Here is a 13,956-nt window from a genome sequence, read left to right on the forward strand (position 1 = left end):
GCGGCGTTCGAATTCGACGGCGTCTCCACCGCGGCCGACGGCGCGAGCGCCGCCTGCGTGGCCGGTGCGCTCGCCTCGGTCGCGGCGGCTGCCGGGGTGCCCGCAGGAACCGACGGCGACGTCGGTGCGGCCGGGGCCGGCGCCTTGGGTGCCGCGCTCGGGGGCTTCGGCACAGCGCTCGGCTTCACGGACGCGGGTGTGGGGATGGTGGAGTCCTCGGACACGGTCATGACCTTTTTCTCGACGTAGCCGACCCGCGAGTACGCGCAGACCGGACAGCAACGTCATCAGTCTAGGGGGAGGAGGTCGTCCGCGCGCCCGCAGCGGCCCGGCGTTCCTCGGGTCGGACGGCCCGTGCGCGCGCCCGATAGGCTGGGGCACGTGTTGACCGTCTCTTTCCCCGCAGCCGCGATGGGTACGAACTGCTACGTCTTCGCCCGTGAACGCGGCAGCGAGTGCGTCGTCGTCGACCCGGGAATCGGCGTCACCGACCAGCTGTTCGAGGTCCTCGGCGAACTCGATCTCAAGCCCACGGCGGTGCTGCTGACGCACGGCCATCTCGACCACACCTTCTCCGTGACGCCGGTGTGCGGTGGGCGGATCGCCGCGCACATCCACGCCGACGATCGCTACCGCCTCGTCAACCCCTATGACCAGCTCGGCCCGCAGCTGCGCGGCATGCTCGAGCAGTCGTTCGGCAAGAGCGCGACGTGGCGCGAGCCCGAGAAGGTCGTCTCCATCCACGAGGGCGAACCCCTCGAACTCGCGGGGCTGACGTTCGGCGTCACCCACGCGCCGGGGCACACCGAGGGCTCCGTCATGTTCACCGTCGACGAGGTGCCCGACGGGCTCGACGACGCCGTCGCCGCGACGGTGAACCAGAGCGTCATCACCGGGGACGTCCTGTTCGCCGGCTCGATCGGACGCACCGACCTCGAGGGCGGCAGCGACGCGGCGATGCAGCAGAGCCTGCGCACGAAGGTGCTACCGCTGCCTGATTCGTCCCTCATCCTTCCCGGGCACGGCCCGGCCAGCACGATGGCGCGCGAGCGCGTGAGCAACCCGTACCTGCAAGCACTCCAAGGATCTGGCGCATGAGCAAACCGACCCCCATCTCCGGCTTCCTCGAATGGCTGCCGGCGCAGCGTTACACCGAGCAGCTGGTGCTCGACATCATCCGTGAGGTGTTCGAGTTGCACGGTTTCGAGCCGATCAACACGCGCGCGGTCGAGCCCGTCGAGCGCCTCACGGGCAAGGGCGGTGACGCGGACAAGGAGATCTACGCCGTCAGCCGCCTCGCTGCGGACGAGGCCGACAAGGCCGAGCCGGGCCTCGGCCTGCACTTCGACCTCACCGTGCCGTTCAGCCGCTACGTCATCGAGAACGCGGGCAAGCTGACGTTCCCGTTCCGCCGATACCAGATCCAGCCGGTCTGGCGCGGCGAGCGCCCGCAGGCGGGGCGTTACCGCGAGTTCGTCCAGGCCGACATCGACATCGTCGACGTGGGGGAGCTGCCGTTCCACTACGAGGTCGAGCTGCCGCTCGTCATCGCGGACGTGTTCAAGCGGCTGCCGATCGGTGAGTTCCGCATCCAGGTCAACAACCGCAAGATCCCCGAGGGCTTCTACCGCGGGCTCGGCATCGACGACATCGTCGGCACGCTGCGCATCGTCGACAAGCTCGACAAGATCGGCCCGGCCAAGGTCAGGGAGCTGCTCGTCGCCGAAGGCGTCGAAGACGCCGCCGCCGACAAGATCCTCGCCCTCGCGGCGATCTCGACGCCCGATACGTCCTTCGTCGAGCAGGTGCGCGCACTGGGCGTCGAACACCCGACGCTGGAGGAGGGCCTCGAGCAGCTACGCGTCGTGGTCGAGACGGCCGCCGAGCACGCACCCGGCCTGCTCGTCGCGGAGCTGAAGATCGCACGCGGCCTCGACTACTACACCGGCACGGTCTACGAGACGCAGCTCGTCGGCGAGGAGGGCTACGGCTCGATCTGCTCCGGCGGGCGCTACGACTCGCTCGCGAGTGACGGCAAGAGGACCTACCCTGGCGTCGGCCTGTCGATCGGTGTCTCGCGCCTGCTCGCGAAGCTCATCGGTGACGGCGGCCTGCGCACGAGCCGTCCGACGCCGACGGCCGTGCTCGTCGCCGTCAACGACGAGACCTCACGCGCCGAGTCGATGCGGATCGCGGCGGCACTGCGTGAGCGCGGCATCCCGACGCTCGTGTCGCCGAAGGCCGCCAAGTTCGGCAAGCAGATCCAGTTCGCCGACCGTCGCGGCATCCCGTACGTCTGGTTCCCGGGCGCGGGGGAGACCGGCGACCAGATCAAGGACATCCGCAGCGGTGAGCAGTTCGATGCGGACGCGACGAGCTGGGTGCTCCCCGCGGCCGACGAGCAGGTGCGACTCGAGGTCGCCGAGGCGTCACCGGCGTCGTGAGCGCCCTGGAGCCCTCGCTCGAACTGACGCAGGTGATGACGCAGTGGCTGCATCACCTGCGCGTCGAGCGGGGCCTCTCGCCGCACACGCTCGCGGCATATCGACGTGACGTCACGCGTTACCTCGGCTACCTCGCCGCCTCCGGCGTCACCTCGCTCGACGGGGTCGAGGAGGCGCGCGTCGAGGCGTTCCTGCGATCGCTGCGTGAGGGCGGCCAGGGCCATCCGCCGCTGGCGGCCAGTTCCGCGGCACGCGCGCTCGTCGCCGTCCGCCGCCTCCATGCGTTCGTTTCGCTTGAGACGGACGCGCCCGACGCGGCGACGGACGTCGCGCCGCCGAGGTTGCCCCGCAAACTCCCGAAGGCTATCCCTCTAGCTGACGTCGAACGTTTGCTCGCGGCTGCCGGCGATGGCGAGGACGCTGGTTCGCTCCGGGATCGTGCGCTGCTCGAGGTGCTCTACGGGGTCGGTGCGCGCGTGAGTGAGGTCGTCGGGCTCGACGTCGACGACGTCGACCTGATGTCGCGTTCGCTGCGACTGTTCGGCAAGGGCAGCAAGGAGCGCATCGTCCCGCTCGGGCGCTACGCCGCCGACGCGCTCGGCTCCTACTTGACGCGTGAGCGGCCTGCTCTTGCGGCGAAGGGCAAGGCCGGGGCTGCCGTGTTCCTCAATCAGCGCGGCGGCAGGTTGAGCCGGCAGAGCGTGTTCGGGCTCGTGCGTCGCGCGGCCGAGGTGGCCGGGCTCGACGGCGAGATCTCGCCGCACACGCTGCGGCATTCCTATGCGACGCACCTGCTCGAAGGCGGCGCCGACGTGCGCGTCGTGCAAGAGCTTCTCGGCCATGCCTCGGTGACGACGACGCAGATCTACACGATGGTGTCGGTGCAGCAGTTGCGCGAGACGTTCGCGGCGGCGCATCCGCGCGCCCGCTGACGGTCGACGGGCGACGGTTTGGGCGTTGCCGCACCCGGGGCGCTAATCTGGTGCTGATTGGCGTGATGCCAAACGCTCAACTATCAGTGGAGGCTTTCGAGTGACTTCCGAGAGTTCACAGAAGTCGACGAACTCTAACGTTCGACTTGACCGTTTGCCGGGAATCGACGCGACGGGCCAGTGGGGTCCAACCGGTCGACCCCTGCCCGGCTTCCCGACGCCTCGACCTCTCGAGTCGCACGGCCCCGCGCGCATCATCTCGATGTGCAACCAGAAGGGCGGCGTCGGCAAGACGACGTCGACGATCAACCTGGGCGCCGCCCTGGCCGAATACGGCCGCCGCGTCCTGCTCGTCGACTTCGACCCGCAGGGAGCCTTGTCCGTCGGCCTCGGCGTGCGCTCGCAGGATCTCGACGTGACGATCTACAACCTGCTCGTCGAGCGCGGCCACGACGCGCACGACGTCATCCAGACGACGCGGGTGCACAACCTCGATGTGCTGCCCGCCAACATCGACCTGTCGGCCGCGGAGGTGCAGCTCGTCGGTGAGGTCGCCCGCGAGATGGTGCTCGCGCGCGTCCTGCGCAGCGTCGCAGACGAGTACGACGTCATCCTCATCGACTGCCAGCCGTCGCTCGGTCTGCTGACCGTCAACGCGCTGACGGCGTCGCACGGCGTCGTCATCCCGCTCGAGGCCGAATTCTTCGCGATGCGCGGCGTAGCGCTGCTCGTCGAGACGATCGAGAAGGTGCAGGATCGGCTCAACCCGCGCCTGGAGATCGACGGCATCCTCGCGACGATGTACGACGGGCGCACCCTGCACAGCCGCGACGTCGTCCGCTCCGTCGTCGACCACTTCGGCGACAAGGTGTTCCACACCGTCATCTCGCGGACCGTCAAGTTCCCCGACGCGACGCTTGCGGCCGAGCCGATCACGCAGTACGCCTCCGGGCACGGTGCCGCGGAGTCGTACCGCCAGCTCGCGCGCGAGCTCATCTCGCGCGGCGGGGCTCCCTGAGCCGCACGCCGATGACGGCGACCGAGGCCGAGCCCGTCGGCGACGCGCCCGCATCGGCAGTGGCGGTCACGACCTCTGGGCCGACGGCAGCGTCGACGGCGAGCGCACCCGGCGGCGTCCTGACGCGGCGTGCGGCGGCGACGCCGTTCCACGTCCACCTGGGCGAGGTGTTCGACGGACCGTTCGACCTGCTGCTGGGCCTCATCGCGAAGCATCGTCTCGACGTCACGCAGATCTCGTTGTCGCAGGTGACGGACGAGTTCATCGCGCACATCAGGGCGGCCCGCGAGGCGAGTGACGAGTGGGATCTGTCGCAGGCGACCGAGTTCCTTCTCATCGCCGCGACGCTGCTCGACATCAAGGCAGCGCGGCTGTTGCCGAACCTCGGCGGCTCCGACGAGGAGGACTTCGAGCTCATCGAAGCGCGCGACCTGCTGTTCGCCCGGCTGCTGCAGTACCGGGCGTTCAAGGACATGGCGCAGTTCCTCGCCGATCGGATGGAGAGCGACGGGCGTCTCGTCGCACGTCAGGCCGGGTTGGAGGAACGCTTCTCGGGGCTACTGCCTGAGCTCGTCATGACGGTGACGCCCGAGCAGCTCGCGGCCATCGCCGCGCGGGCGCTGACGCCCAAGACGCCGCCGAGCGTCGACGTCGACCACCTGCACGCCGTGCAAGTCAGCGTGCGTGAGCAGGCGCGCATCGTGACGAGCAAGCTGCGACGCGGTGGTGAGCTGACGTTCGCGCAGCTCGTCGCGGACGCGGAGCACAACCTCGTCGTCGTCGGGCGTTTCCTCGCCATCCTCGAACTGTTCAAGGAGGCCGCGATCGCGTTCGAGCAGGCCGAGCACCTGCGGCCGCTCACCGTGCGCTGGGTCGCGGCGCCCGATGCGCGCATCCTCGTCTCCGACGAGTACGACGCCGAGCCGGGCTCAGGCGGCGAGGGCGCGAGCGATGACGCTGCGTCCTGAGACAATGACACGAGCGACCTCACACTTCGCCGCGCTGCGACGACTCACGGGTGAGGACACGAGACGAACGACCCGTGCCGACGACGGCCCGGAGCAGAAGGAGGTGAACGCATGACGACGCACGATACGACTGCGCAACCACCGGCGCGGGGCGCCCGCGAGCCGGTCGTCGTGCACCACCTGCCCGGCGGCTTGCGATCGACGCTCGAGGCGGTGCTCATGGTCGTCGACGAGCCCGTCTCGGTGGCCGATCTCGCCGCGGCCTTCGGCGTCGGCGAGAGCGAGGTGCGCGCCAACCTCGAGGGCCTCGAGGTGGAATACCGCGCCCAGCAGCGGGGGTTCACCCTGCGCGAGGTCGACGGCACGTGGCGCATGTACTCGCGGCCGGCCTACGCGGATGCCGTCGAGACGTTCCTGCGGGGCGGGCAGCAGGCCAAGCTGACGCAGGCGGCACTCGAGACGCTCGCCGTCATCGCCTACCGGCAGCCGATCTCGCGTTCGCGCGTCGGCGCCATCCGCGGCGTCAACGTCGACGGCGTGACCCGCACCCTGCTCACGCGTGGGCTCGTCACGGAGGTCGGCGACGACCCCGAGACGGGCGCGACGCTCTACGGCACCACCCCAACCTTTCTCGAGCGGCTCGGGCTCGGCTCGCTGGACGAGCTTCCCCCGCTGGCGCCGTACCTGCCGGACGCCGCCATCATCGACGAACTAGTGGAACAAGGACACGGATGAACTCCAGGAAACCCCGTCAGGGTCAGCGCGACAACCGAAGCAGCCGCGTCAACCGCGGCTCCGGCGGCGGCGTCAGCCGTTACGAGGCCGACGTCCTCGGCATCGGCACGACGAAGAGCGGCCAGCCGGTCGCCCCGCCACGCGAGCGCGCACCGAAGGCCGCGACGCGCGACGTGCACGTCGAGGAGGGCACGCGCCTGCAGAAGGTGCTCGCGCAGGCCGGCGTCGGTTCGCGACGCCACTGCGAGAACCTCATCGCCGAGGGTCGAGTCGAGGTGGACGGCCAGGTCGTCACCGAACTGGGCACGCGCATCGACCCCGAGAGCGCCGTCATCCACGTCGACGGCGACCGCATCCAGCTCGACGACACGCTCGTCTACCTCGCCTTCAACAAGCCCACGGGTGTCGTGTCGACGATGCAGGACGAAGAGGGTCGCCCGTGCGTCGGTGAGTACCTTGAGGGGCGCACCGAGCGCCTGTTCCACGTCGGCCGACTCGACTACGACACCGAGGGTCTGCTGCTGCTGACGAATGACGGCAACCTCGCCAACCGCCTGCAGCACCCGCGCTACGGCGTCGAGAAGGTCTACCTCGCGACGATCCCCGGCCCGGTGCCGCGCGACCTCGGCAAGCGGATGCGCGAGGGCATCGAGCTCGAGGACGGCCCGGCCGCCGTCGACTCGTTCAAGGTCGTCGACTCTCAGCCGGGCATGGCCCTGGTCGAGATCGTGCTGCACGAGGGCCGCAACCGCATCGTGCGTCGCATGTTCGAGGAGGTCGGTCACCCCGTAATCGCGCTCGCGCGCCCGCAGGTCGGGCCCGTGAAGGTCGGCGATCTGCGCCCCGGCAAGATGCGGCCGCTCAACAAGCGCGAGGTCGCCGACCTGTACAAGGCTGCCGGTCTGTGAAACTGCCGCAGCGCGTCCGCGTCGTCGGCACCGGCCTGCTCGGCACGTCGCTGGCGCTCGCGCTGCAGGCGCGAGGCGTCGACGTCACCCTCGCCGACACCTCGCCGACGGCGGCGGCGCTCGCCTCCGACATGGGCGCCGGCCGCGTCGCGCACGCCCAGGACGAGGCGCCCGACCTCGTCGTCGTCGCCGCGCCGCCTGACGTGGTCGTCGACGTCGTCGCCGCGGAGCTCACGGCGTGGCCGGACGCCACCGTGACGGATGTGACGAGCGTGAAGAACGTCGTCGTCGAAGGGGTGGCACGACGCTGCGGCGCCGAGCGGCGCCGCTTCGTGCCGGGGCATCCGATGGCCGGTCGTGAGCGCAGCGGCGCGGTCGCGGCGCGCTCCGACCTGTTCGAGGGGCGCACCTGGGTCATCTGCCCTGACGGCGCGGACGACGCCCGCGTCGCCGACGTGACAGCCGTCGCGCAGGTCTGCGGGGCACACGTCGTCACGATGAGCCCTGCCGCGCACGACGAGGCCGTCGCCGCCGTCTCGCACGTGCCGCAGGTCGCCGCGAGCCTCGTCGCCGCGCAGCTGCGTGAGCTGCCCGACGACGCCGTCGCTCTCAGCGGACAGGGTGTCCGCGACGTCACGCGCATCGCGGCGAGCGACCCGATGCTGTGGACGCAGATCCTCGCCGGCAACGCGGCCGCAGTGCGGCCGTTGCTCGAAGGGGTCCGCGCCTCGCTCGACGATGTCATCCACGCCCTGTCGGTCATCACGTCCGGGGGCGACGCATCGGGCGGTACGCGTGGCCAGGCCGATGCGGCGGTCGTAAGCAGCACGTCGGTTGCCGTCACTGCACCGGCCACCCCCGTAACACAGGATGCCGTCGGTATCCGCGATGCGGTTGCCACCCCCGGCCCCCGGGCCGTGCTCGCGCAGACGATCGCTGGTGGCCAGGAGGGTCGTGCGCGCATCCCGGGCAAGCACGGCGCGCCGGCGCAGGCGTACGCGAGCGTCGCCGTCGTCATCCCCGACGAGCCGGGTGCGCTCGGTCGCGTGTTCACGGACGTGGGGGAGACCGGCATCAGCGTCGAGGACATGCGCCTCGAGCACGACGACGCCGTCGCCGCCGGTCTGCTCGAGCTCAGCGTCGTGCCGCTGCGCGCTCAGACCCTCGTCAGCGCGCTCAGCGCGCGGGGGTGGGCCGCCCACCTCGTCGAGACCGCCTAGAATCTGCGTTCATGACGAGCGTGGCGAACGGCATCCGGGTAGCGATCGACGGGCCCTCGGGTTCGGGCAAGTCGAGTGTGAGCAAGAAGGTGGCGGCGCACCTCGGCATCGGCTACCTCGACACGGGCGCGATGTATCGTGCGCTCACCTGGTATTGCCTCGATCGGGGCATCGACCTCGACGACCAGGGCGCCGTCGCGGACGCCGTCACCGCGATGCCGCTCGAGATGGGCACCGACCCGAGCGCGCCGTCGATCAGCATGGGGGGTACGCGCATCGACACGGACATCCGCACGACGCGCATCGCCGAGGTCGTCTCGAAGGTCGCGACCAACCTGCAGGTGCGCCCCAAGCTGCAGCAGCGTCAGCGTGAGCTGATGGCGCAGATCGCCGCGGACCGGGGTGGCGTCGTCGCCGAGGGGCGCGACATCACGACGGTCGTCGCGCCCGACGCGGACGTGCGCATCCTCATGGTCGCGAGCGAGGCCGCACGGCTCGCGCGCCGCTCGAAGGAGCTGCACGGCGGCGCGGACGATGCCGCCATCGCGGCGACGCGGACGCAGATCGTCGACCGCGACAAGGCCGACTCGACCGTCTCGTCGTTCATGAGCGCTGCGGACGGGGTCGTCACGCTCGACACCAGCGACCTGACGTTCCAGCAGTCTGTCGAGGCGGTGCTGACGCTCGTCGAACGGGCGCGCGGCTGATGTTCCCGCGTCGTGACGTCGAGGATGCCGCGTCGCGTGATTCGACGCCGCGCGATCCGTCCGCGTGCGAGGGGCTCATGCGCCGATTGCGTCCCGCCGTCGAGGGCCTGTTCGGTGCGCTGTACCGCCTCGAGGTGACCGGGCGCGAGAACGTGCCGGTTGACGGCCCCGTCGTCGTGGTCGCGAATCATATCGGCGTCATCGACGGCCCGCTGGCCGCGTCGCTCGTGCCGCGCCCGGCGCACTTCCTCGTCAAGCGTGCGTACTTCGTCGGCCCGCTCGGGACGCTGCTGACGCGGCTCGGGCAGATCCCCGTCACGCAGCGCAGCGCCGACCGGGAGGCGATGACGGCGGCGCGCGGCGTCCTGGCGGCGGGTGGTGTCGTCGGCGTGTTCCCCGAGGGCACGCGCGGTGACGGGTCGGTGCAGGCGGTGCACCAGGGCGCCGCGTTCCTCGCGCTCGGTGCGGATGCTCAGATCGTGCCGGTGCGTCTCGTCGGCACGGCCGGGCGCACGCGGGGACGCTGGCCGCGGCTGCGCAGTCGTCTGCAGGTGACGTTCGGGCCGGCGTTCCGCCTCGGTGACGCAGAGGCGGTGGCGGGCGCGACAGGTCGCGCTCGGCTGGCGGCCGCGACGGAGGAACTGCGTGCCCGCCTCGCCGACCACGTGGCGGGTTGAGCCGGATCGTCTCCCCGGGCGCTCGTCGCGAGGGCGTGGCTGGCCGCGAGCGCTCGACTCTGAAAAATCGTGCCCATGCGCGAGAATGGTCTTGTGACGCGCATTCGGGCGCGTCACACGAGACCTCCCCACCCGACGTCACGGCGCGAGCCGCCGCGTCGTCACGTGGCGGGGGAGAGCCTCCGAGCCCGCCGGATCCGGCGGGATACTCCACGATCTGAGGTAATCCGCGTGAGCGACGACCAGTATTTCCCCCACGACGAGCACGACGAGCGAGCCGAGCACGACGACCTGCGCCACGATGCGCCCGCCCCGGACGAGTCGGTCGAGCAGGCGCTGCGCGTCGGGCTCGAGGACTTCGACCTGAGCGACGAGGACCGTGCGCTGCTGTCCGGTGAGGTCGACGAGGACAGCGGCTACGGCGAGGCCGACCTGCGGCCCGTCGTCGCAGTCGTCGGTCGTCCCAACGTCGGCAAGTCGACGCTCGTCAACCGCATCCTGGGGCGCCGTGAGGCCGTCGTCGAGGACGTGCCGGGTGTGACGCGTGACCGCGTCGCGTACGACGCCGAGTGGGTCGGACGCCGGTTCACCCTCGTCGACACCGGCGGGTGGGAGGTCGACGCGAGCGGCATCCACCTGCGCGTCGCCGAACAGGCCGAGGTCGCGATCGAACTCGCCGACGCCGTGATGTTCGTCGTCGACGCCACGGTCGGCGCCACCGACACCGACGAGGCCGTCGTCAAGCTGCTGCGCCGCTCGAAGAAGCCAGTCGTCCTCATCGCGAACAAGGTGGACGACAACCGTTCGGAGGCCGACGCGGCCATGCTGTGGTCGCTCGGCCTCGGTGAGCCGTACCCCGTCTCGTCGCTGCACGGGCGTGGCACCGGTGACGCGCTCGACGCCGTCATCGACCTGCTGCCCGACAAGACGGCTGTCGCCGGCGCGTACCCGCGTGGCGGCCCGCGTCGCGTGGCGCTGCTCGGGCGTCCGAACGTCGGCAAGTCGTCGCTGCTCAACAAGCTCGCGGGGGAGGAGCGCGTCGTCGTCGACAACGTCGCAGGCACGACGCGTGACCCGGTCGATGAGTACATCGAACTCGGCGGCAAGACCTGGCGTTTCGTTGACACCGCCGGCATCCGACGCCGCGTGCACCAGACGCGCGGCGCCGACTTCTACGCCTCCCTGCGCACGCAGACGGCGTTGGAGAAGGCGGAGGTCGCCGTCGTCCTCATCGACGCGGAGCAGAGCATCGCCGAACAGGACGTGCGCGTCGTGCAGCAGGTCATCGACGCCGGCCGCGCGCTCGTCATCGCGTACAACAAGTGGGACACACTCGACGAGGAGCGCCGCTACTACCTGGAGAAGGAGATCGAGCGCGAGCTCGTCCAGGTGCCGTGGGCGCCGCGCGTCAACCTGTCGGCGAAGACGGGACGTCACACCGACCGTCTCGTTCCCGCCATCGAGGTCGCCCTCGACTCGTGGGACCAGCGCATCCCGACGGGCCGGCTCAACGCCTTCCTCGGCGAGGTCGTCGCGGCGCATCCGCACCCGGTACGCGGCGGAAAGCAGCCGCGAATCCTGTTCGCGACGCAGGCCTCGACGCGCCCGCCGCGCTTCGTCATCTTCGCCAGCGGCTTCATCGAGGCCGGGTACCGCCGCTTCATCGAGCGTCGCCTGCGCGAGGAGTTCGGCTTCGACGGGACGCCGATCGAGATCAGCGTGCGCGTGCGCGAGAAGCGCAAGCAGCGCTGAGCGGGGCCTACCTTCGAGGGGCGGGCGTGCGCTGTCGCGCGCGACGCCTGCCCCAGGATGGCGAGTGACTCACGCGTCGGCGCGTAGTGCGCTGGTAACTCGTGCGTTACCTGCCATGATCGGCGTCCGGCGTCGCACGTCGGGTGAGAATCCCATTCACGGTGAGAGGCAGACGAAGCAGTGTTCGGTTGGAACCACGACTACGAGTACGTCGGCGTCACCCCCGGCATGCGCCCGGCGGACGGCGTGGGCGAGGTGCGCCGCGTCAAGGGTGCGAAGGAGTGGTCGGGTGAGCCGGCCGTGCAGTTCCATCCGCCGCAGGGCGTGAGCGCGGCGATGGCGGGCACCGTCGTCGACGGGTCGGTCGACTCGCAGGACATCGGCGCGATGATGATCGATCTGTCGCTGCGCGGCTGGTTCCGCATCGAGAAGCTGCAGGCCGCTGACGGTTCGGCGCCCGCAGCGCCGCCGGCGCCGACGTCGAGGCGGGGTGCCAAGGCGCCGCAGGGTGACTGGGTGTTCATCCAGAACGAGTTTCCTGGCGGCGACGTCATCACGCAGGTCGAGGCCGACTTCCTCAACGCCCTGTTCCCGCCCGGCGTCCGTTACGTGACGCTGCCGCAGATGAAGGCGCAGTTGCGGGGGCCCTTGCGCGACATCGCCGACGGTATGTACCGCGAGACGATTCATCGGGGCTGGTACGAGCGAGACCCGCGCCGCAAGGGTTTCCTGGGGATGGGGCGCTCGCCGCGCACCGCCGACGGCACTGCGGTGCGCATCCAGACGCTCGGGTTCAAGAAATACATCGCGACGGCCGAGGCCAAGCAGATCAAGTTCGAGGAAGCGGCTGACCTGTTCAACCGTTACCTGCCGTACGCCATGGTCTTCGGTCTTGCCGACCGGTGGGCGGGCGTCATCGGTGAGGTCGCGAAGATGGCGCAGCTCGAGGGCTTCGGCAACATCATGGGCGACATCGCCTCTGACCCGTTCTTCTGGATGTTCTACGGCGACGACCTCGTCTTCCTCGGCGCGGAGGCGATCGGCGGAATGGCCGACCTACTCTCGGGCGCCGACGGGCTGTTCGACCTCGGCGGCCTGACGGACGGTCTCGGCGACGTCTTCGGCTCGATCGGTGACGCCGTCGGCGACATCTTCGACTTCTGACGCCGGTCAGTCATCCAGGGGCGGAGCCTGCCCCGATCTCCGGGCGACCGCCAGACGTCGCGGGGCCCGGCCGATTGGTCGCCCGGGCCCCGCGTGGGGTATGGTTCATCACGCCCTTCGGGGCTTGCGCCGTCAGGTGCAACGGGCTGTAGCGCAGTTTGGTAGCGCACTTGACTGGGGGTCAAGGGGTCGCAGGTTCAAATCCTGTCAGCCCGACATCTGCCCCGGAACTCGCTGATCACAGCAGGTTCCGGGGCTTCGTCATCGGAACCCAGATCGTCGGTGGGGCCGTCGTTCTCCCTGTGGTCACCGTCTGGGATCGGGTCACCGTGTGGGATCGCTCACCCAGGCGTTGAGGTAGCCTCACCGAGAGTTTGGTATCTCACCAGCTCTCTCGACTCACCGTGAGCATCACGGTGTGAACCGCACCTCGGGGGAACCATGAACATCACGCGTGGCCTCGTCTCACTGGCAATCACGTGCGCGCTGCTGGCGGGTGTCGCGCCTACACAGGCGGCCGCAGCTGCGGTGCCGGCCGCCACGACCGCGTCGACGATGACGGTGACGCGCGGCATCACCCTCAATGTCCGAAGTGGTGCCGACACGAGCTACTCCGTCAGGGGCAGCCTCCAGGGTGGAGTACCGTGTCGGGCTTCGATCAAGGCAACGGATGGTTCAAGCTCAACACCGGTGAGTACGCCGGCGGGTACGTCAGCCTGAGTTACCTGTCGCCGGTCCCGGGAACGCCGACCGCTCCCACCGGGCCCACGACTCCCGGCGGCAGTTTCCACGGAACCGTCGTGAAGTCCCTCATCAGGACGCTCGTGCACGCCACCCCGAGCGTGACCACCGGCTACGTCAGGACTCTTGCGCCCGGCGCGCCAGTCAGTGGAACCGTTCGAGGTGGTTGGCTCGAGCTGGACGGGGGAGGTTACGTCTCCATGGCCCTCGTCACGGACAAGACCCTCAGCAATGGTGCGCTCCCGGCCTCGCATCTGTGCGATGTCCCCATTGCGTGGAACAGCCCCGGCAGTTGGGAGCCCGGCTACACACCCGCCACCGTCCGCAAGTTGGACTGCGTCGCGCTCAAGAGCCTCACCGGGCTGGAGAACGCGTACAAGGCACAGTTCGGGCGCTACGCCCGCATCGACCTCGCCTATCGCCCGCTCTCCGAGCAGAACTACTGGTACAAGAAGTTCGGCTATCCGCGCGCAGCGATGCCCGGGACGAGCAACCACGGGCTCGGAGTGGCGGTCGACTTCCGAGAGACCGACGAGGCGGGTGAGGAATTCGGTTGGGGGGGCCAGGGCTACACCTGGCTCAAGACGAACGGTTGGAAGTGGGGCTTTCGCAACACCTTCGTCTACGGACAGTGGGGCGAGTCCTACCACTGGGATTTCGAGGGCATCAACTAGTGTCGCGCGTCATTAA

Annotated in this window: 13 protein-coding genes, 1 tRNA gene and 1 pseudogene; all 15 read left to right on the plus strand. The window is 69.9% G+C overall.

Annotated elements, in window-relative coordinates:
• Positions 1 to 249 (plus strand): annotated as a pseudogene (locus tag B2284_RS09265) (hypothetical protein); the annotation flags it as partial.
• A gap of 132 nt (positions 250 to 381) precedes the next feature.
• On the plus strand, positions 382 to 1,098 hold the full coding sequence (locus B2284_RS09270; RefSeq protein WP_038567970.1) for an MBL fold metallo-hydrolase: 717 nt from the start codon (positions 382 to 384) through the stop codon (positions 1,096 to 1,098).
• Complete coding sequence (gene hisS / locus B2284_RS09275; protein ID WP_038567972.1) at positions 1,095 to 2,444, plus strand: histidine--tRNA ligase; 1,350 nt, start codon at positions 1,095 to 1,097, stop codon at positions 2,442 to 2,444. Before B2284_RS09270 ends, hisS begins: the two co-directional genes overlap by 4 nt.
• Positions 2,441 to 3,376: a tyrosine recombinase gene (locus B2284_RS09280; RefSeq protein WP_081873643.1), complete on the plus strand. Its 936-nt coding sequence runs from the start codon at positions 2,441 to 2,443 to the stop codon at positions 3,374 to 3,376. Before hisS ends, B2284_RS09280 begins: the two co-directional genes overlap by 4 nt.
• A gap of 154 nt (positions 3,377 to 3,530) precedes the next feature.
• Positions 3,531 to 4,394 carry a ParA family protein gene (locus tag B2284_RS09285; protein WP_207623213.1) on the plus strand — a complete coding sequence of 288 codons (864 nt, stop codon included), beginning with the start codon at positions 3,531 to 3,533 and terminating at the stop codon, positions 4,392 to 4,394.
• A gap of 11 nt (positions 4,395 to 4,405) precedes the next feature.
• Positions 4,406 to 5,362 (plus strand): segregation and condensation protein A, encoded by a 957-nt coding sequence (locus B2284_RS09290; protein WP_136788290.1) that lies wholly within the window; start codon positions 4,406 to 4,408, stop codon positions 5,360 to 5,362.
• Positions 5,363 to 5,473: 111 nt separating this feature from the next.
• Positions 5,474 to 6,097, plus strand: coding sequence for an SMC-Scp complex subunit ScpB (scpB, locus tag B2284_RS09295; RefSeq protein WP_038567975.1), 624 nt, complete (start codon positions 5,474 to 5,476; stop codon positions 6,095 to 6,097).
• Complete coding sequence (locus tag B2284_RS09300) at positions 6,094 to 7,005, plus strand: pseudouridine synthase (RefSeq protein WP_136788289.1); 912 nt, start codon at positions 6,094 to 6,096, stop codon at positions 7,003 to 7,005. Before scpB ends, B2284_RS09300 begins: the two co-directional genes overlap by 4 nt.
• Complete coding sequence (locus tag B2284_RS09305; RefSeq protein ID WP_136788288.1) at positions 7,002 to 8,225, plus strand: prephenate dehydrogenase; 1,224 nt, start codon at positions 7,002 to 7,004, stop codon at positions 8,223 to 8,225. The genes B2284_RS09300 and B2284_RS09305 overlap by 4 nt, the downstream gene beginning before the upstream one ends.
• Before the next feature lie 11 nt (positions 8,226 to 8,236).
• Positions 8,237 to 8,932: a (d)CMP kinase gene (gene cmk / locus B2284_RS09310; RefSeq protein ID WP_136788287.1), complete on the plus strand. Its 696-nt coding sequence runs from the start codon at positions 8,237 to 8,239 to the stop codon at positions 8,930 to 8,932.
• A complete protein-coding gene (locus B2284_RS09315; RefSeq protein WP_136788286.1) occupies positions 8,932 to 9,609 on the plus strand; it encodes a lysophospholipid acyltransferase family protein in 678 nt (225 codons plus the stop codon). The genes cmk and B2284_RS09315 overlap by 1 nt, the downstream gene beginning before the upstream one ends.
• Positions 9,610 to 9,900: 291 nt before the next feature.
• Positions 9,901 to 11,361 carry a ribosome biogenesis GTPase Der gene (gene der / locus B2284_RS09320; protein ID WP_038570816.1) on the plus strand — a complete coding sequence of 487 codons (1,461 nt, stop codon included), beginning with the start codon at positions 9,901 to 9,903 and terminating at the stop codon, positions 11,359 to 11,361.
• A 180-nt stretch (positions 11,362 to 11,541) separates the two neighbouring features.
• Positions 11,542 to 12,525, plus strand: a complete 984-nt coding sequence (locus B2284_RS09325) for a DUF2207 family protein (protein WP_205747110.1) — start codon at positions 11,542 to 11,544, stop codon at positions 12,523 to 12,525.
• 142 nt (positions 12,526 to 12,667) lie between these two features.
• A tRNA-Pro gene (locus B2284_RS09330) sits at positions 12,668 to 12,741 on the plus strand.
• Positions 12,742 to 13,169: 428 nt separating this feature from the next.
• Positions 13,170 to 13,940 carry a M15 family metallopeptidase gene (locus B2284_RS09335; RefSeq protein ID WP_136788285.1) on the plus strand — a complete coding sequence of 257 codons (771 nt, stop codon included), beginning with the start codon at positions 13,170 to 13,172 and terminating at the stop codon, positions 13,938 to 13,940.
• Positions 13,941 to 13,956: the final 16 nt, after the last annotated feature.

Source organism: Dermacoccus sp. UBA1591, from assembly GCF_002322065.1.
In the GTDB taxonomy this organism is placed as follows: domain Bacteria; phylum Actinomycetota; class Actinomycetes; order Actinomycetales; family Dermatophilaceae; genus Dermacoccus; species Dermacoccus nishinomiyaensis.

Coding starts and splice junctions, on each gene's coding strand:
- hisS (WP_038567972.1), top strand. CDS start 1,095: ATGAGCAAACCGACCCCCATCTCCGGCTTCCTCGAATGGCTGCCGGCG.
- B2284_RS09290 (WP_136788290.1), top strand. CDS start 4,406: ATGACGGCGACCGAGGCCGAGCCCGTCGGCGACGCGCCCGCATCGGCA.
- scpB (WP_038567975.1), top strand. CDS start 5,474: ATGACGACGCACGATACGACTGCGCAACCACCGGCGCGGGGCGCCCGC.
- B2284_RS09300 (WP_136788289.1), top strand. CDS start 6,094: ATGAACTCCAGGAAACCCCGTCAGGGTCAGCGCGACAACCGAAGCAGC.
- cmk (WP_136788287.1), top strand. CDS start 8,237: ATGACGAGCGTGGCGAACGGCATCCGGGTAGCGATCGACGGGCCCTCG.
- B2284_RS09315 (WP_136788286.1), top strand. CDS start 8,932: ATGTTCCCGCGTCGTGACGTCGAGGATGCCGCGTCGCGTGATTCGACG.